Here is an 18,095-nt window from a genome sequence, read left to right on the forward strand (position 1 = left end):
ACGTTACGTCGAGGCGGAGGGGCCGGATCCGCCGCCCGCGCGCCGCCGACTGCGTTAGGGTGCTGGCAGATGGCGTGGACTGATTGCTGGGGGGCACCATGACGTCAGGGGAGATGGCGGTCGACACCGCCGTGTTGGCACGGCTCGCGGGGGCGCTGGAGTCGGCGGCCGAGGCCATCGAGGAGATCGACACCGCACCCGCGTTCCGGCATGCGGCCGAGGGGCTCGCCGGGTCCGACACGGCCGCGGCTTACGCCGCGGGAGCGGACCGGATCGCGGCCGGCGTGCGGGCGATCGGGTCGAGGGTCCGGGTGATGTCACAGATCGCGGCCACCAACACGGCCCGGTACGACGACGCCGAGGCCGGGAACAGGGGTCTGCTCGCGTCGGCAGGCGGCGCCTGATGCGCCCCACGCTCACCCAGCTGCGGGGATGGAATCCCCAATGCCTCAACGGTTCCGCGGACGAGCTCGCCCGGGCCACCGTCGAGTTGGACGCGCAGATCGCCCTCGTCGTCCGCAGCGTCGACGGTGTTCTCGACACCTGGCACGGCGAGGCGGCGCGCGGTGCCTGGGAGCGCACGGTGGCCGAACGGTCCGCGGGCAACTCGATCGCGATGGCGTTGCTCGCGACCTCCTCGTCGCTGCGCCGGGGCGCGGCGACGATCGAATCTGCTGCCGCGCATGCCATCTCGGTGATCGACGGTGCGCTCGGCGAGGGCTTCGCGGTGTCCGAGGACGGCACCGTCACCGCGCCGGCGGCCGGGGCGGGACTGACCGTGGCGGCGGCCGGTGACGGCGCCCTCGCGCAGCGGGTCCTCGACGCCCGGGCGAGGGAGCTCGCCGACGACATCGCCCGGGCGCTGGACGAAGTCGCGCTCGCCGACAGCCGCGCCGCCGCGACGCTGACCGACTGTCTCGCGGAGTTCGGCCAGGTTTCCGCGGCGCCGGCGCCGGGCCCGCGCGTCCAGGACATCGTCGACGGGCGATCCGCCCTGCCCGCGCGCGCGGCGGAGCTCCACGAGTTCTGGACGGGCCTGACCGCCGAGGAGAAGGACGCACTGTTCGCGGACGACCGCGAGGTCGGCAACCGGGACGGAATCCCGGCCGCCGACAAAGATCGCTACAACCGGATGCACCTCGAGGACCTGCAGACCCGGGCGGCGGCGGCGCTGGACGCAGTGGACACCCGGCATCCCGGATGGGCGGCGGGAGAACACGTGCCCGCCCAGCCTGCATCCAACTCCCGCGACGAGAAGGCGTGGAAGGCCTGGGCCGAGTACAGCGCATGGCGGGGCGAACGCGAGCCGCTCCAGGCGAAATCCGATGAGTACGGGGCCGTGCGCCGCGCCCTCGACGCGGGGTCGGCGCCGCCGAGGTTCCTGATGGGCATCGACGGCGGCGGACGGGCGGCGATCGCCCTTGGCAACCCCGACCTCGCCGACAACGTCGCCACCTTCGTGCCGGGCACCGGCTCGCACCTCGGCGGCATCGGGGGCGACGTCGACCGGTCCGCCCGCATGCTCGACGCCGCGACCCGCGCCGATCCACTCGCCAGCACCGCCGTCGTCACCTGGTACGGCTACAACGCGCCGCAGAGCATTCCCGAGGCCGGGCTCGACAGGTTCGCGGAGCGGGGCGCACCCCGGCTGGACGGCTTCCAGGACGGCCTGCGGGCCGCGCACCAGGGGCAGGCGGCGCATCAGGTGATCGTCGGACACAGCTACGGGAGCACCGTGATCGGGACGGCCGCGGTCGGCGGTGGATCGCTGGACGTCGACGAGTTGGTCTTCGTCGGCAGTCCAGGGGTCAACGCGGACCACGTCTCGGAGCTGCACCTCGACGGCGTCAACGCGGGCGAGGTCGGCGCGCACGTGTACTCGACCGCGGCCCGTTGGGATCCGGTGCCGTACATCGGGGACGCGACGCTGGCCGGCAGGCACGTGCACGGGACCGATCCGACCGACCCGGACTTCGGGGGCCGGGTGTTCGCCAGCAATCCCGGCGATCCGGGTCCGCTCCTCGGCGCCAATCCCCGGGTCCACAGCGAGTACTGGGACCTGCGGAATCCGTCGCTGGAGGGGATGGGGCGGATCATCGCCGGGCTGGGAGGGTCCTCGTGAGGCCCGAGATCGCGACGAGAACCGGCGTCGGCAGGACGCTGACGGCGAGCGCGCTCGGCGCCGTCGTCCTGCTCGCCGCCGCTTGCAGCTCAGACGAGGAGCCCGACGTGGACACCGCACTGACCGAGGTCGCCGCCGCCGCTGCGCTGATCGAGCATTTCGGCGAGGCCCTGTCCGCGCTGCCCGAGGGCGCCAGTTTGACTCTGGCGCATCCCAGTTCGCCGATCGGGGCGTTCAACCCCGGCGGCGTCACGCCCTGCGACGACAACGACGGCGATGCCGCCGGCCCGGTCTTCCTCACCCTCAACTATTGGGTGAGCGGGATCCCCGAGGGCGGCGCCGCCCAGGAGCTGGACGCGATCGCCGCCTACTGGGACGGCCGGGACCGGCCGCTCGTCCGGCGCTCGTCGGGGGAGGGCAGCACCGCGGTCGCGACCATGCCCGACGGATCCGCGATCGTGGCCCACGACAACGGCCGGGGCAGCCTGTCGGTCTCAGGCACCTCCGCGTGCTTCCCGCGCGCCAATGCGGGCGCAGGCGGCCAACCCGAGGTCATCGACCGGCCCTGACCGGCCGCTCGCCTGCCCGACGCCGGATGTACACCTGCTGTTGCCGCGACCCTTGCGCCGGGTATCCGCTGCGCTAACCCTGGCCGCCTATCAACTACCTATGCGCTGCACCGTTTTCGGAACCGGCTATCTCGGAGCCACGCACGCCGCCTGCATGGCCGAGTTGGGACACGAGGTGCTCGGGGTCGACATCGACCCGGGCAAGGTGGCCAAGCTCTCCGGGGGAGAGGTGCCGTTCTACGAACCGGGCCTCGCGCAGGTCCTCAAACGCAACATCGACGCCGGTCGGCTGCACTTCACCACCTCGTACCCCGACGCCGCCGCGTTCGCGGACCTGCATTTCCTCGGGGTGGGGACACCGCAGAAGAAGGGCGAGTACGGCGCCGACCTGCGGCACGTGCACTCGGTGATCGACACCCTCGCCCCGCTGCTGGACCGGCCCGCGGTGATCGTCGGCAAGTCGACGGTGCCGGTCGGCACGGCGGCCGAACTGGGCGCGCGGGCCCGCGAGCTCGCGCCTGCGGGCGAGGAGGTCGAGGTCGCTTGGAACCCCGAGTTCCTGCGTGAGGGCTTCGCCGTCGAGGACACGCTGCGGCCGGACCGCCTGGTGCTCGGGGTCGACCCCGCCCGCCCCGGGCGCGCCGAGGCGCTGCTCCGCCGGCTGTACGCGCGCCTGATCGAGGACGAGGTGCCGTTCCTGCTCACCGACCTGCCGACCGCGGAGCTGGTGAAGGTGTCCGCGAACGCCTTCCTCGCGACCAAGATCTCCTTCATCAACGCGATCTCCGAGGTGTGCGAGGCGACGGGCGCGGACGTCACGCAGCTGGCTGACGCGCTCGGCTACGACGCCCGGATCGGGCGCCGATTCCTCAACGCGGGACTGGGCTTCGGCGGCGGCTGCCTGCCGAAGGACATCCGGGCGTTCATGGCGCGTGCTGGTGAACTCGGCGCCGATCAGGCGCTGACCTTCCTGCGCGAGGTGGACAGCATCAACATGCGCCGCCGGACCAAGATGGTCGAGCTGGCGACCAGGGCCTGCGGCGGATCTCTGCTCGGTGCGAACATCGCGGTCCTCGGCGCGGCGTTCAAACCCGAGTCCGACGACGTCCGGGACTCGCCAGCCCTCAACGTGGCCGGGATGATGCAGCTGCACGGCGCGGTGGTGAGCGTGTTCGACCCGAAGGCGCTCGACAACTCCCGCCGGTTGTTCCCGACGCTGAACTACGCCACCTCGGTGGAGGAGGCGTGCGACAACGCCGACGCGGTGCTGCTGGCCACCGAGTGGGACGAGTTCAAGGCGCTGCGTCCCGCGGACCTCGCCGGGACGGTCCGCTCGAAGGTGCTCATCGACGGGCGCAACTGCCTCGATCCCGCTGAGTGGGCGGCCGCGGGATGGACCTACCGAGGCCTGGGCCGCAGCTGAGGGCGGTGAGCTGGACGATCGGCCAGCTCGGCGTCCCTGCGATCACCGCGCGCGGGTGCGGCTGGACACTCGTTCGTTATGCTCACCTCGTCCAAGTGCGCGCGATTCGAGCGTCGGCTGCGTGCAAACCCGATTTAAGGCGGCTCGATGAGTGCGGTTCTGGGTGTGTCGGTGGGGTCCAGTGCCGTGCGGATGGCGCGTCCGGACGTCGCCTCCCGCCGCGGGCCAGGCGGGGTCGAGGCGTTTCAGCGGCAGGTCATCGCGACGGTGCCGCACCGGGCCGAGGAGACCGCAGCCCAGTCCATCGGGGTGCTGCTCGCGCAGGGCGGGGAGACCGTGGGCGCCACCGGCGTCGCGTACGCGACGCAGCGTCAGGCCGACGCCTTGCAACAGGCGATGGCGCGCCAGCGCCTGCACAACTACCAGTTGATCCCGGCGAGCACGGCCGCGATCGCGCGGCTCGAGGCCACCGGGGAGATCTACGACTTCGGGACGCTGGTCCTCTATGACCTGGGCAGCTCCGGCCTGACCGTCAGCGTGATCGACAGGGCGTCGGGGACGGTGCTGGCCGCCGATCGCAGCACCGAGATCGCGGGGGACTACTTCGACTGGCTGATCAGCCAGCACCAGGCCACTGCGCAGGGCATCGTCTCGCCGGTTGGCGCCGACGAGGCGACCGCCTTCAACGAGCGGTGCCGCTTCGCCAAGGAGCAGCTCTCCGCCAGCGAGGCGATCGCCGTGCCGAGCGAGGCCGGGTTGATCCTGCTCTCCCGCGAGACCTTCGAATCGATGATCGTGGTGCCCGTCGAGGGTTCGGCGCGGTTCGCCCGAGGGGTGATCGCGGCGTCCGGCCGCTATCCCGATGCGGTGGTCCTGCTCGGCGGGGGCGCGCACATCCCGCTGGTGCAGTCCATCCTGCGCAACTGGCTCAACCTTCCGACGGTGGTGCCCGCCGAACCGGAGATGGTCGCGGCGCAGGGCGCGGCCATGCTGGCGACGCCGGTCGCGCCGCCGGTCGAGCCGCCGGAACCCCAGTGGGGCGCCGCGGATGCTCTGAGCCCTCGTCGGACCCGCGGCCCGTCCCGCCGTCAGCTCGCGATCGCGGGGGCGGCGGCCACCGGCCTCGTCGTCGTCGCCGGCATCGGCCTGTCCATGGGGCGCGACGGCGCCGCCACCACCCAGGGCGAGGGCCGGGCCACCGCGGTGACCGAGGACCAGGATGCGCCGTCCACGACGACTGCGCCCCCGACCACCACCACGACACCGCCGTCGTCGACCCCGCGCGCGCCCGCGCCGCAGCCGGCCGCCGAGCCGTCACAGGCGACCCCGGAGCCGCCGCCGGTCCCGGGTCCGCCGCCGCGGCGCTACCTCAACCTGCCGGACCCCATCCAGATCGAGGTGCCGCCGGGCATGGAGCTGCCGCCGGGGATGGTCCGCTGACGTCTAGCCGGCGGTAGGTGGGCGCCTCCTCCGAGGAATGAGCCCCGCCCGCATCGTCAGCGCGCGTGCCTTCCGCCGGATCGCGCCGTGACCGCGGCGGCCGCACCGGACCGCGGTGGGCGGGCCAGCATCACCGCGATCGCCGTGGTGAGCGGGACGGACAGCGCAAGGGCGATGCCGCCGACCGAGGACCGCACGATCTCGATCGCGACCGCGTCCCCGAGCAGCACGTCGTTGATCGAGCGGCCCGCCACGCTGAAGAGCAGCAGCAGCGGGAGCGCGCCGCCGGCGTAGGCCAGCACCAGGGTGTAGACGGTGCTGGCGATGTGGTCGCGGCCGACGCGCATCGCGGAGCCGAAGATCTGGCGGCGGTTGGCGTTGCGGTCGAGGTCGGCGAGCTCGAACGCCGTCGAGGCCTGGGTGATGGTGACGTCGTTGAGCACACCGAGCGAGCCGATGATGAACCCGGCGAACAGCAGCCCCGTGATGCTCACGTGCTCGATGTAGGTCTGCACGTTGGTGTTCTGTTCCTCGGACAGCCCCGTCAGGTGCGTCATCTCGATCGTCACCCAGGACAGCAGCGCGGCCAGCAGCATCGACGCCAGGGTGCCGAGCAGGGCCGAACTGGTCCGCAGGCTCACCCCGTGGGCCAGGTACAGGACGGCGTACAGGATCGCGGCGCCGCCGACGAGGGCAACCGGGATGGCGGGTTGGCCGTCGAGCAGGGCCGGCAGCATGAACCCGACGAGCACGGCGAAGGCGACGAGGAGCCCGAGCAGGGCTCGCACGCCCCGCCAGCGCGCGACCACGGCGACGACGATGACGAACGCCGCGACGATCAGCAGCAGCGGCAGCCCGCGGGCGAAGTCCTCGAAGGAGTACACGGTGGCGCCGGACGGATCCGTCTGGCGCACGAGCCGGATGTTGTCGCCGACGCGCAGATCCGGCTGCCCGGGGCCCGGCCCGATCTCCAGCAGCGTGGTGGTGCCCTCGTTCGGGCCGGACTCGATGTCGACGAGGCTGCGCTGGCAGTGGTAGGAGTCGTTCGGCGGCGGCTGCGGCGAACCGGTGAAGGGCTTGCCTGCGGAGGCGCTGCCGCACGGCCCGATGTCCTGCTGCGTGACGGTGCCCGCCTCGGTGACGACGGCGCCGCCGCCGGAGGTCTGGAAGGGCAACGGGATGTCGATGCTGCGGCTGCTCGGCCACAGGATGACCGCGCCTGCGAGCACCGCGATGCCGATCGCGACGAGCAGTCCGACGACCACCCGGGCCGCGACCGGGCCGACCGGGATGGGACCGCTGTGGCCGTGCCCATGCCCATGCCCGTGGCCATGGTTGTTCCGGACCTCGGTCATGTCGGCCCGCTCGCCCGGGTGGTGGCCGCGCGGCCCTGTTGACGCATCCGGTCAGGGTACCGACCTCGGGTGGACGGAAGGATGAGCCGCTCCCGCGGTAGGCAGGTGCGCGAGCGCCGTCTGGAACGGCTCGGTGTTCGATGACGATGTACCCGGTGACCGGGTGACGTTGACGACGAAGGACGACCGCACTGTGGGCGTAGCCAAACGAGTCGGGGCGAGTTCGGCGGGCCTGGTCCTCTCGGCGTTGGTCTTGTCCACCGCGTGTGGAGCGCCGGACGTGGACCTCCCTGTCGGGGAGGCCCGATGTCAGCAGTTCGAGTCGTTCGCCGGGCAGCTCCACGTCGGCGATCCGTCGTCGGGCCTGCCCACCGTGCCGGGGTTGGTGCCAGTTGAACCAGGAGACCAGGCGCTGCCCCCGCCGGTTCTACCGACTCTGGATTCGATAGAGATCGATCGGACCCCGGACGGCGACACCGTCGTTTTCGGTCTCGGCGGCGACGGATCCATAGGGTGGACCGCCCGCTTCGTGCAGATGCCTCTCTTGCACGGCACGGATGACCCCGTGCCGATTTCGGGTGCGTGCATCCTGCAGGTCGACCTGACCGGAGTGGACTCGAACATCGCCTCGCTGCGGCGCGAGGTCCCGATGCGGCTGTCGACCGAGGACGAGGCGTCTTCCGTGGTCGAGATCCTGGGTTACCCGAGTAGCTCCGGTCTGGTGCAGTCCTTCGTGGGAACCCGAAGCGGTACACCGACAGTGTCGGTCGAATCATCGATCGACCGTCCCGCGATCACCGTCGCAATTTCGCACTGAGGAACATCGCAGGCATCGCGTGCCGCTTCGAGCAACGCGGGCTTGTGGCCGAACGAAGCCCGAGCGTTGCCTCTGTGTGGCTTTTTTGTGGCTTCTTGTGCTTCAATTGTCGCACGCACACGGTGCGGAACGCTCCGACGCCCGCTGGGGCGCGTGCTCGGTTGGGGAGACCCGGGTGCGCGAGTGGTCAGCGCCGACGTCGGGGAAGTTTTTGCAGCGGTGGCGGGGAACAGGGGGGTGTGTCCCCGCCACCGACCCGATTGCCCACAGGGGGGGGAGGGGCAATCGGGCTTGCTGGACACACAAGGTGTCTGCTGAGAATGTACATGGCGTGGTTCTGGCTGTCACCGCGGGGGGTAGTCGGCCGTCCAGTTAGCCTCCGGGGCCGGCGCGCGAGCCTCGTTCGATAGGGTCGGTTGGTGGCCCGATCACTGGAAGTGGCGCGCAAGCGGGTGGACGCGTTCATGGATGCGCTGCCCATCAAGCGGCCCTGGTCCTTCGACGATTTCATCGGCTGGATGGAGGCCGAACGCGGGCGACCGATCCGATTGGAGCCGGTCGAGGCTGCGGTGATCAGTGGCGCCCCCTGCGGGCTGTGGATCGGTCGCGAACACGACGACGTCGTGATGTACGCCGCCGGTGCCTCCGTCTACCTGCGCAGGCACATCATCTACCACGAACTGGCCCACGTCCTCCGCGGCGATTCCGGCCTCAACGTCGACCTGACGGCGCTGCAGAAACTGGCCCCCGACGTGCGGCCCGAGACGGTGCGCTCGCTACTCGGCCGGGCCGCCTACGACGACGAGGTGGAGCAGGAAGCCGAGCTCCTCGCGACGCGGCTGTTCCTGGCCGACTCGGGCGCGGTGAGTGCGCGATCCGGAGCCGGTGCCAAGCGGTCGGTGCGGGTGTCGCGGCTGAACAATGTGGTCTGGAGCCGAAGCTGACCTCCACCCTGCCCGCGGCGATCATGTGGCCGCTGCTCATCGGCATCTGGGTGATCACGCTGATCCGGTTGGCCGTGATGCGGGAGGTGCTGGCACAGCGCCGGATCAACCTGGTCCTGCTCTTCTGGGCGGTGCCGGCGACCCTGCGGGCGCCGGAGCTACAGGCCGCCCTCGCGCCACATCTCACCGACGTCGCGGTCATCCGGCCGGTGACGCACCTCTGCGTGATGCTCGCGGGCGCCGCCATCCTCGGCCTCGCCGCGGCGCTCACCGAGGGTGCGGACGAGCCGTCCTGGCGTCAGCCGGCGGTGTACGCGATCACGCTCGCCTTGGGCGTCTCGCTGCTGATGCTGAGCCAGAAGTCCCGGGATGCCGGCCTCACTATCGAGGCGGCGGGCGGCTGGCAGTGCGCGGTCTACTTCGTCTTGTACTCGATGCCGATCGTCGTCGCGGTGTGCGTGGCCCTGGTGATCTGTTACGAGTTCCTGCGGTCCGGGCCCGGCCGGCTCGAGTGGGTGATGGCCGTGATCGTGGGCGTGATGTGCCTGTTCTCCGTGGTGGACAACCTCACCAGACCGGTCGCGGCCTTCTTCTCGGCAGCCCACGTGGACAACGCGTTGACGCGGTGGCGGGCCGGATCCAATGACGTCCTCTTCCTCCCCGAGGTGGCGCTGATCGCGGTGGTCAGCTTCGTCCCCGTCGTCGCGCTGTGGATGCGGCGACGGGAGCTGCGTCAGCTCGAACCGATGTGGTCGACGCTCACGGCCGCGGTGCCCCAGGTCGTCCTGCCCGCCGCCGGGTTCGAGGAGCGCCTGCATCGCACGGTCGTCGAGATCTGGGACGCCACGATGCAACTGGAGCCGTACACCTCGGGCGCGGTCGACGCGGATCTGGAGAGCGAACTGGACCGGCGCGGGCTCCACGGCGACACCAGGTCCGCGGTCCGCCGCTCGGTTCAGCTGCTGCGCGCCTGCGAGCGGAAACGAACCGGGGATGCCCCGCTGGACGCGTCCGCGACGGCGCCGGCTGCCCCCGCGCACGACGACCTCACCGACGAGACGCGCACGCTGCTGCGGCTGGCCCGCAGCTGGCGGCTCGCCGCGACCATCGCGCAGACCGAACCGAGCGAGGCCCGAGACCTTCGCCGCACCGACACCCGAGAGAGGAGCGCGGTCCCGGGCCCACCAGTGGTGAGTGCGGGTTCCGGCATCTGATGGAGACACGACCGATCCCGCACCCACCGCGCCGCGTCCCCCTGCTGGGCGACATCCTCGGGATGGACCGCAGCGCCCCCAGCCAGCGCACGCTGTGGCAGCACCAGCGGCTCGGCCCGATCTATCAGCGCGTCATCGTCGGGACGAAGCTCACGTTCGTGTCCGGCGCGGAGCTGGTCGAGGAGATCAACGACGAGAAGCGGTTCCGCAAGCACGTCGGCCGGCCGCTGGCGAAGCTGCGGACCATCGTCGCCGACGGCCTGTTCACCGCGTTCCACCACGAGCCGAACTGGTCCAAGGCGCACAACATCCTGATGCCGGGCTTTACCAGGGAGGCCATGCGCGGCTACCACCAGACGATGCTGGAGACCACCCGCGAGCTGATCGTGCGCTGGGACGAGCACGCCACCGCGGAGTTCGTCGACGTGCCCGCGGAGATGAGCAAGCTGACGCTCGAGATGATCGGCCGCGCCGGGTTCGGGTACAGCTTCGACTCGTTCGACCGCGCGCGCGGCGAGCAGGAGGACCCGTTTGTCGGGGCGATGCTGCGGGCGTTGCGGCACGCGGAACAGACCGCGATCCCGATCCCGTTCCGCGGGCTGTTCGCCGGCAAGGCCGAGCGGCAGAACGAGGCCGACATCGCGTACGTGGCGGGTGTTGTCGACGAGGTGATCGCCGAACGGCGCGCGAGCCCCGACGAGACCCGTCGCCCCGACCTGCTGGACCTGATGCTGGACTCGGCCGACCCCGAGACGGGCGAGCGGCTCGACGAGGTGAACATCCGCAACCAGGTGCTGACCTTCCTGGTCGCGGGGCACGAGACCTCGGCCAACGCGCTGGCGTTCGCGCTGCACTTCCTGGCGCAGAACCCGGAGATCGCGGCACGGGCGCGGGCCGAGGTGGAGTCGCTGTGGCCGGGCACCGATCGGCCGGAGGTCTCCTTCGAGCAGGTCGCGAAGCTGCGCTATGTGCGCCGGGTGGTGGACGAGACGATGCGCCTGTGGCCGACCGCCCCCGGCTACTTCCGGGAGGCCGTCGCCGACACCACGATCGGCGACGGATACGGGTTCGCGGAGAACGACTGGGCCTTCGTGCTGGTGCTCGGCCTGCACCGTGATCCGGTCTGGGGACCAGACGTCGAGACCTTCGACCCGGACCGGTTCCTGCCGGAGAACGTGCGGGCCCGCCCCGGCCACGTCTACAAGCCCTTCGGCACCGGGCTGCGGGCGTGCATCGGCCGCCAGTTCGCGCTGCACGAGATGGTGCTGGCGTTGGCGTTGCTCGTGCACCGCTACGACCTCGAGCCGGAACCGGGCTACGAACTCAGGGTCAAGGAGCAGCTCACCCTGAAACCGGACGGGTTCCGGCTGCGGGTGCGCCGCCGGGTCAGTCCGTGACATCCCCCGTCGCTCCGCCGAGCCGCGCCAGCAGCCCGATCAGTTCCTCCATCGCCTGACGGGGCAGCGCCCCGCCTACGGGGTCGGGGTCGGTGAGCGAGCGCATCGAAAGGCTCTTCACCCCGGCGTCGCGGGCGCTGATGCAGAGCCGGACCTGGGCGTCGACGTACCCGTGGTCGGTGCCGGACAGGTACGACCGCGAGACCTCGAAATGGTCGGCGACGGCGTCGAGGACGTCGAGCGGCGGATCTGCGAGGCTGCCGTCGCGGATGGATTCGACCATCCGCGGTTCGACGGGACGCCGGAGTCGGTCGCCCAGCGCCAGCGCGACCTCCTCGTTCGTCTGCTCGGGGTCGTCGCGCCGGTGCCCCCACTCGAACAGCCGGTTGACCCGGGTGGACAGGGGAATCGGCTGGTCGTCCGTGCGGGTCATGCGTCTGCTCCTCGTCGTGCCTGCCACCGTCGGCGGAATCTCGACTCGCGGTCGGCGTCCGCGTCGATCGGCCGACCCGCCAGCCAGCGGCGGTAGAGCCGTTCCTCGGCGTCGGCCGGGTCGTCGCCGACCGGTTCGTCGAGATGGTGGCCGAAGGCGAACTCGATCAGGGCGGGCACCGGGACCCCCGGGCCCCCGTTGCGTTCGAGCAGGTCGGTGACGTACACGCCGGTGATCCGGGAGATGGCCGCGTTGAGCGCGTCGGTGGCCTTGTCGAACTCGTCCCCGGTGACCTCGGGCCACCGGTCGCGGAACGAGTTGAGGGTGGCGTGCGGGGTCAGCAGGTCGGCGATCATCTCGACCGGCACCGCGACGGCGTCGGGCCCGAACTCGGTGGTGCCGCGCGGCCTGCCCGCGGCGCGGTCGGGTGCGCCCTCGAGCGGGTCGGGGACGCCGCCGAGCAGGGTGCGGGCCGCGCTGCCTTCGGTCCAGTTCAGGCCGATGTCGAGTCGCCGGAGGGTGCGCTGGCTCGGCTCCGGGCCGGTGCCGTTCTCGGCCCGCGTCTGGGCCGCGTCGGACGGACCTCCCGCGGCCCGCACCTCGTCCTGGGTCAGATTCAGGGCGCGGCGGCGTTCGGAGACGAACCTGCCGAAGCGCGCTCTGCTCTCGGAGACCATGGGTTCACCATATGTTGTCCAGGTCACCTGACAAGCATCGAGGCCATAGGTTTGTCGCTTGTTTGTGGCTTTTGGTGGCGGCGGATTCAGAAGCTCTCGCGGTGCACGGCCTCGGAGAGCGGCCTGCCGTCCCGCCAGCCGAAGCGCACCAGGTCGGGGGTCTCCTGGAACTCCGACACCGGGCCGATGCACAGCCAGGCGATGGGCCGCACCGGTGACGGGATCTGCACCAGGTCGGTGAGGTAATCCTCCTCGTAGAACGAGACCCAGCCGACGCCGATGCCTTCCGCGACCGCGGACAGCCAGATGTTCTGGATCGCGAGCACCGCGGAGAACACCCCGGTGTCCTCGACGGTGTGCCTGCCGAGCACGTTGGCGCCGCCGCGGCTGGCGTCGTAGGTCACCACCACGCCCGTGCCGGACTCCTGGATGCCCTCGATCTTGATCGGGTCGAAGGTGGCGCGGCGCTCCGGAGGCAACGAGTCGGCGAAGTTCTGCCTGCAGCCCGCGACGTGCTCGGCGAAGGCGTCGAGCGTCTCGGGCTTCTGCACGACGACGAAATCCCACGGCTGGGTGTTCCCGACGCTGGGCGCGCAGTGCCCGGCCTGCAGGATCCGGGTCAGTTGCTCCTCGGAGATCCGTTCACCCGTGAACTCCGCGCGGACGTCGCGGCGCATCCGGATGGCGTCATAGACCGAGAGCGGTTCGCCGGTCATGCGGTCGGTCCTGCTGAGGCAATCCGAGGTGCGTACACCCAAGCCACGGTAGCCGATCGGGCCCGCGGTCCGCCGGTGCGAACCCTCGAGTCGGTAGCGCTCCGCCTACTGGCTGTAGCCCGCCAGGAAGTTGCCGAACCGCTCGATCGCTACCGCGAGGTCGCGGGCCCACGGGAGCGTCACGATCCGCAGGTGGTCGTGGTTGGGCCAGTTGAACCCGGTGCCCTGGACGACCAGGATCTTCTCCTGCAGCAGCAGGTCAAGGACCAGCTTGGCGTCGTCGCGGATCTCGTAGACGTTGGGGTCGAGCCGGGGGAAGGCGTACAGCGCGCCCTTCGGCCGCACACAGGTGACGCCAGGGATCATGTTCAGTCGCTCCCAGGCGACGTCGCGCTGCTCGAGCAGTCGGCCGCCGGGCAGGATCAGTTCCTCGATGCTCTGGTGTCCGCCGAGCGCCACCTGGATGGCGTGCTGCGCCGGCACGTTCGGGCACAGCCGCATGGAGGCGAGCAGGTCGATGCCCTCCAGGAAGCTCGCCGCGTGGTCCTTCGGGCCGGTGATGGCCAACCAGCCCGAGCGGTACCCGGCCACCCGGTAGGCCTTGGACAGGCCGTTGAAGGTCAGGCAGAGCAGGTCGGGGGCGAGGGTGGCCAGCGAGATGTGCTTGGCGTCGTCGTAGAGGATCTTGTCGTAGATCTCGTCGGCGAGCAGCAGCAGCTGGTGCTTGCGGGCCAGCGCGACGATCTGGCTCAACACCTCGGCCGTGTAGACCGCGCCGGTCGGGTTGTTCGGGTTGATCACCACGATCGCCTTGGTGCGCGGGGTGATCTTCGATTCGATGTCGGCGATGTCCGGGTTCCAGCCCTCGGACTCGTCGCAGAGGTAGTGCACCGGGGTGCCGCCGGCGAGGCTGGTCGTCGCCGTCCAGAGCGGGTAGTCGGGCGCCGGGATCAGCACCTCGTCGCCGTTGTCGAGCAGCGCCTGCATCGTCATCGTGATCAGCTCGGAGACGCCGTTGCCGAGGTAGACGTCGTCGACGTCGAGGTCGGGGAAGCCCGGGACCAGCTCGTAGCGGGTGACGATGGCGCGGCGGGCGGACAGGATGCCCTTGGAATCGGAGTAACCCTGCGCGGTGGGCAGCGCCGCGATCATGTCGCGCATGATCACGTCGGGTGCCTCGAACCCGAACGGGGCCGGGTTCCCGATGTTCAGCTTGAGGATGCGGTGGCCCTCGGCCTCGAGCCGGGCGGCGTGCGCGTGTACCGGTCCACGGATCTCGTACAGCACGTTCTGCAGCTTCGCGGACTGGTTGAGCACGCGCGGCTGGATGTGGGTGTGGTGGGAGGGCTCCGAGACGGTCACCGGTCCATCGTGCCACCCCGGTTCAAGCGGATTTCTCCCGCTACCCCGCATGTGGCGCAGATAACGGGCTGCTCGGAGGCGGTTCGGCCCGCGAAATCGTTGTTCGGCGGCGGCCGGGGAGAGGACCCTGAAAGACGGAACGAACTCCGCACGGAAGTGGCATTCCCATGAACGCACCGAGCTTTCCCCGGCCCGCGCCCGTCGATCTCGCGCACCACTCGCACCTGACGGGAATCTTCGAGCCGCAGCGGGAGGAGGTGGACGTCCGGGACCTGGAGGTGGTCGGCGAGCTGCCGTCGGACCTGCACGGCGCGTACCTGCGCAACGGGCCCAACCCGCGGTACGACCCGATCGGCCGGTACGTCTATCCGCTCGACGGCGACGGCATGGTGCACAGGATCGAGCTGGCGGACGGCGCCGCCCGGTACACCAACCGGTTCGTCCGGACGCCGATGGTGGTGGCGGAGGAGAAGGTCGGGCACGCGATCTGGGCAGGCGTGACCGACCTGTACACGCCGAGCGAGGCGGAGGTCGGGCCCGAGCTGGCCGGGACGCCGCGTGAGCTGCCGGACATCAACGTGATCCGGCACGGCGGCCGGCTGTTGGCGATGGCCGAGACCACCCGGCCCTATCTGCTCGACCCGGCCGACCTGCGCACCCTCGGGCCGGAGAGCTGTGACGGCGCGATGGCGGTCGGCAGCACCGCGCACCCCAAGATCGACCCGGCGACGGGGGAGTTGGTGCTGTTCAACTATCTGCTCGACCCGCCCTACCTGACCTGGTCCGTGGTCGCGGCCGACGGTTCGTTGGCCCGCCCGCCCACGCCGGTCACCGGGATGGACCAGGCGCTGATGATCCACGACATGGCCCTGACCGAGCGCTACATCGTGCTGATGGTGTGCCCGTTGGCGTTCGACATGGCCGGCCTGCTCACCGGCGGGTCGGTACTGGACTGGCGGCCCGAGGACGGCACCAGGGTGGCGCTGATCCCGCGCGACGGCGGGCCGGTCCGGTGGGCGAGCTGCGAGGCGTTCTGGGTGTGGCACTTCGCGAACGGGTTCGACCTGCCGGACGGGCGGGTGAGCGTCGACTACGCGCAGTGGTCGTACCCGGGCGGGTTCGCGGACGCCGATCGCCCGTCCGTCGGCACGCTGATGCGGGCGGTGATCGATCCGGAGACCGGCTCGGTGCAGCGAACGGTCTTGTCGGACAGGGACGTCGAATTCCCCCGCATCGACGACCGCAGCCTCACCAGGGGCCACGGCACCGTCGCGACGGTCGGCAAGCTCGCCGGCCGCGAGGGCCCGATGGATTCGCTGTGGTTCTTCGACCCGTCGGGAGCCGAGGCGCACTGGGATCCCGGCAGCCTCACGGTGGGCGAACCGATCTTCATGCCCGGCGCGGAACACGACTACTGGGGGATGATCGGCACCGACCGCGCCGACATGTCGTCGTGGTTCTGTGTGCTCCCCGCCGAGGACCCCGGATCGGGTCCGCTCGGCAGGGTGCGGTTGCCGCTCCGGGTGCCGGCCGGGCTGCACGGGGCGTGGTTGCCCGCGTGATGCGGGCTCGCGCGCCGAGCCCGCGTTGTCGGCGACTCGGCCTAAGTTGGACCGCATGCCACAGCGCGCACCGTACGGATCCTGGATATCACCGATCACCGCCGCGGACCTCGCCTCGAGCGGCCACCCGGTCGATGCCGGCCATTTTGTCGGCGAGGAGATCTGGTGGTCCGAGCTGCGCCCCAGCGAGGGCGGGCGGACTTCGATCCGACGCTCGGACCGGCGCGGGGAGCCCGAAGACGTGCTGCCGCCGCCGTGGAATGCCCGCACGCGGGTGCACGAGTACGGCGGCGGCGCATGGACGGTCACCCACGACGGTCGGTTGGTGTTCGCGGAGTTCAGCGATCAGCGTGTGTACGCGCTCCGTCCTGGCGAGCACCCGATCCCGCTCACACCGCCGCCCGCGGTCCGTGCGGGGCTGCGGTACGGCGAGCTGAGCATCGTCGGCGACGAGGTGTGGTGCGTGCGTGAGACCCATTCGGCCGACGGCGAGGTGCGCCGCGACATCTGCGCGATCCCGCTCGACGGCTCCGGGGGCGGCGATCCCGCGCGGCTGCGATCGGTGGTGTCTGGCTCGCACTTCCTGGCCTACCCGCGGCTCTCACCGGACGGCCGGCGACTCGCCTGGATCGCCTGGGACCACCCGCAGATGCCATGGGACGGCACCGAACTGCGGGTCGCCGAGCTCGACGAGAACGGAGTCTGCGGACCGGGCCGGGTGCTGCTCGGCGGGCCCGAGGAATCGGTGCTGCAGCCCCAGTGGTTCGACGACGGCTCCCTCTACGCGATCAGCGACCGCAGCGGCTGGTGGAACCTGTACCGGGTGGATCTCGGTCCGCGGCCGCCGCGGCCCGTGTGCCCGCTGGATGCGGACTTCGGCGCGCCCCTGTGGCATCTCGGTGTCCGCTGGTACACCGAGCTGGCGGACGGCCGCCTGCTCACCACCCGCACGGTCGGCACGGACACCCTGGCGGTGGTCGACCCGTCCGACGGCTCGATCGCGGACCTCGACCTCGGCGACCTCACCTCGCTCGGCATCACGGACCTGCGCGGCGATCGGGTGCTGCTGCGCAGCGGCGGGGCGCAGACACCGGGCGGACTGCGGCTGCTGGACCTGGGCTCGGGTGCGGTCACCGACGTCCGTCTCGGCGTCGACGGGCTGCCCGACGTCGCGTATCTGCCCACCGCGCAACCGATCACGCTCACCGGGCCGCAGGGGCGGGAGGTGCACGCGTACGCCTACGCGCCGCGCAACCCGAACTACACGGGGGTGGACGGGGAGCTGCCGCCGTACGTCGCGTTCGTGCACGGTGGCCCGACCGCGCACGTCGCGCCCGCGCTGAGCATGGTGTTCGCGTATTTCACCAGCCGCGGGATCGGCGTGATCGACGTGAACTACGGCGGATCGAGTGGATACGGCCGCGAGTACCGGAACCGGCTGCGAGGGCAGTGGGGGATCGTCGACGTCGAGGACACCATCGCCGCCGTCCGCGGGCTGGCCGACGCCGGCCTGGCCGACCCGCGGCGGCTCGCGATCGAGGGCGGCTCGGCAGGCGGCTGGACGGTGCTGGCGGCGCTGACGACCTCCGACGTGTTCGCCTGCGGTGCCTCGTATTACGGTGTCGCCGAGCTCGAACTGTTCGTCCAGGAGACGCACGATTTCGAGTCCAGGTACATCGACGGTCTGATCGGTCCGCTGCCGGAGAGCAAGGAGCTCTATGCGCGGCGGGCACCGGTGAACAACGTCGACGGGCTCTCCTGCCCTGTGCTGCTGCTGCAGGGCCTCTCGGACCCGATCGTGCCCCCGTCGCAGGCGGAGCGGTTCCGGGACGCGATGGTGCGCAAGGGCATACCGCACGCGTACCTGGCATACGAGGGGGAGGCGCACGGCTTCCGGAAGGTGGAGACCATCGTCAGCTCACGCGAGGCGGAGCTGTCGTTCTACGGTCAGGTGCTCGGCTTCGAGACACCCGGGATTCCGCGGCTCGAGCTCTGGCGTCCGTAGCCGTCGCCGGCACACGCCCGTTCGCGCCGGCACACCCGGATTGGGCGTGCGCTGGGGGT

16 protein-coding genes are annotated in these 18,095 nt (G+C 71.0%); 11 read left to right on the plus strand and 5 right to left on the minus strand.

The genetic code is table 11. The features are described from left to right. Nucleotides 1-98 precede the first annotated feature (98 nt). The 5 genes from BR31_RS0114545 (at nucleotide 99) to BR31_RS28735 (ending at nucleotide 5,554) form a co-directional block, all read left to right on the plus strand. The gene (locus BR31_RS0114545; protein WP_156042494.1) at nucleotides 99-404 is read left to right on the plus strand and encodes a hypothetical protein; all 306 of its coding nucleotides are present in this window, start codon (nucleotides 99-101) and stop codon (nucleotides 402-404) included. After that, nucleotides 404-2,122, plus strand: coding sequence for an alpha/beta hydrolase (locus BR31_RS0114550; protein ID WP_027501599.1), 1,719 nt, complete (start codon nucleotides 404-406; stop codon nucleotides 2,120-2,122). Before BR31_RS0114545 ends, BR31_RS0114550 begins: the two co-directional genes overlap by 1 nt. Then, nucleotides 2,119-2,691, plus strand: coding sequence for a hypothetical protein (locus tag BR31_RS0114555; RefSeq protein ID WP_027501600.1), 573 nt, complete (start codon nucleotides 2,119-2,121; stop codon nucleotides 2,689-2,691). Before BR31_RS0114550 ends, BR31_RS0114555 begins: the two co-directional genes overlap by 4 nt. A gap of 100 nt (nucleotides 2,692-2,791) precedes the next feature. Further along, nucleotides 2,792-4,114, plus strand: coding sequence for a UDP-glucose dehydrogenase family protein (locus tag BR31_RS0114560; protein WP_027501601.1), 1,323 nt, complete (start codon nucleotides 2,792-2,794; stop codon nucleotides 4,112-4,114). 147 nt (nucleotides 4,115-4,261) lie between these two features. After that, nucleotides 4,262-5,554 (plus strand): DUF7159 family protein, encoded by a 1,293-nt coding sequence (locus tag BR31_RS28735; protein WP_156042495.1) that lies wholly within the window; start codon nucleotides 4,262-4,264, stop codon nucleotides 5,552-5,554. Between the two features lie 56 nt (nucleotides 5,555-5,610). Here the strand turns inward: BR31_RS28735 and BR31_RS0114570 are convergent, their stop codons facing one another. Next, nucleotides 5,611-6,909: a YibE/F family protein gene (locus tag BR31_RS0114570; RefSeq protein WP_027501602.1), complete on the minus strand. Its 1,299-nt coding sequence runs from the start codon at nucleotides 6,907-6,909 to the stop codon at nucleotides 5,611-5,613. A 280-nt stretch (nucleotides 6,910-7,189) separates the two neighbouring features. Here BR31_RS0114570 and BR31_RS0114575 point away from each other — a divergent pair, with 280 nt between their 5' ends. The 4 genes from BR31_RS0114575 to BR31_RS0114590 all read left to right on the plus strand — a co-directional run bounded on the left by BR31_RS0114575 (nucleotide 7,190) and on the right by BR31_RS0114590 (nucleotide 11,281). Continuing rightward, nucleotides 7,190-7,726: an AMIN-like domain-containing (lipo)protein gene (locus tag BR31_RS0114575; protein WP_231496496.1), complete on the plus strand. Its 537-nt coding sequence runs from the start codon at nucleotides 7,190-7,192 to the stop codon at nucleotides 7,724-7,726. A gap of 419 nt (nucleotides 7,727-8,145) precedes the next feature. Beyond that, nucleotides 8,146-8,670 (plus strand): hypothetical protein, encoded by a 525-nt coding sequence (locus tag BR31_RS28740; RefSeq protein ID WP_156042496.1) that lies wholly within the window; start codon nucleotides 8,146-8,148, stop codon nucleotides 8,668-8,670. A 23-nt stretch (nucleotides 8,671-8,693) separates the two neighbouring features. Next, the gene (locus tag BR31_RS0114585) at nucleotides 8,694-9,884 is read left to right on the plus strand and encodes an MAB_1171c family putative transporter (RefSeq protein WP_027501604.1); all 1,191 of its coding nucleotides are present in this window, start codon (nucleotides 8,694-8,696) and stop codon (nucleotides 9,882-9,884) included. Next, nucleotides 9,884-11,281, plus strand: a complete 1,398-nt coding sequence (locus BR31_RS0114590) for a cytochrome P450 (protein ID WP_027501605.1) — start codon at nucleotides 9,884-9,886, stop codon at nucleotides 11,279-11,281. The genes BR31_RS0114585 and BR31_RS0114590 overlap by 1 nt, the downstream gene beginning before the upstream one ends. Here BR31_RS0114590 and BR31_RS28745 read toward each other — a convergent pair. From BR31_RS28745 to BR31_RS0114610, 4 genes are all read right to left on the minus strand, one after another. Continuing rightward, the gene (locus BR31_RS28745; protein WP_051637436.1) at nucleotides 11,271-11,714 is read right to left on the minus strand and encodes a hypothetical protein; all 444 of its coding nucleotides are present in this window, start codon (nucleotides 11,712-11,714) and stop codon (nucleotides 11,271-11,273) included. The two genes, BR31_RS0114590 and BR31_RS28745, sit on opposite strands and share 11 nt — an antisense overlap. Then, nucleotides 11,711-12,391: a helix-turn-helix domain-containing protein gene (locus BR31_RS28750; protein ID WP_037176725.1), complete on the minus strand. Its 681-nt coding sequence runs from the start codon at nucleotides 12,389-12,391 to the stop codon at nucleotides 11,711-11,713. The genes BR31_RS28745 and BR31_RS28750 overlap by 4 nt, the downstream gene beginning before the upstream one ends. A gap of 86 nt (nucleotides 12,392-12,477) precedes the next feature. Beyond that, a complete protein-coding gene (gene bluB, locus BR31_RS0114605; protein WP_027501606.1) occupies nucleotides 12,478-13,107 on the minus strand; it encodes a 5,6-dimethylbenzimidazole synthase in 630 nt (209 codons plus the stop codon). A gap of 105 nt (nucleotides 13,108-13,212) precedes the next feature. Next, the gene (locus BR31_RS0114610; protein ID WP_442970215.1) at nucleotides 13,213-14,520 is read right to left on the minus strand and encodes a pyridoxal phosphate-dependent aminotransferase; all 1,308 of its coding nucleotides are present in this window, start codon (nucleotides 14,518-14,520) and stop codon (nucleotides 13,213-13,215) included. Between the two features lie 116 nt (nucleotides 14,521-14,636). On the opposite strand from BR31_RS0114610, the gene BR31_RS0114615 reads away from it, so the two are divergent. Next, a complete protein-coding gene (locus BR31_RS0114615) occupies nucleotides 14,637-16,031 on the plus strand; it encodes a carotenoid oxygenase family protein (RefSeq protein ID WP_027501608.1) in 1,395 nt (464 codons plus the stop codon). A gap of 55 nt (nucleotides 16,032-16,086) precedes the next feature. Further along, complete coding sequence (locus tag BR31_RS0114620; RefSeq protein ID WP_037176727.1) at nucleotides 16,087-18,036, plus strand: dipeptidyl-peptidase 5; 1,950 nt, start codon at nucleotides 16,087-16,089, stop codon at nucleotides 18,034-18,036. The last annotated feature ends 59 nt before the right edge of the window (nucleotides 18,037-18,095 follow it).

It is taken from the genome of Rhodococcus sp. UNC363MFTsu5.1, assembly GCF_000686785.1.
Classification (GTDB): domain Bacteria; phylum Actinomycetota; class Actinomycetes; order Mycobacteriales; family Mycobacteriaceae; genus Rhodococcus_G; species Rhodococcus_G maanshanensis.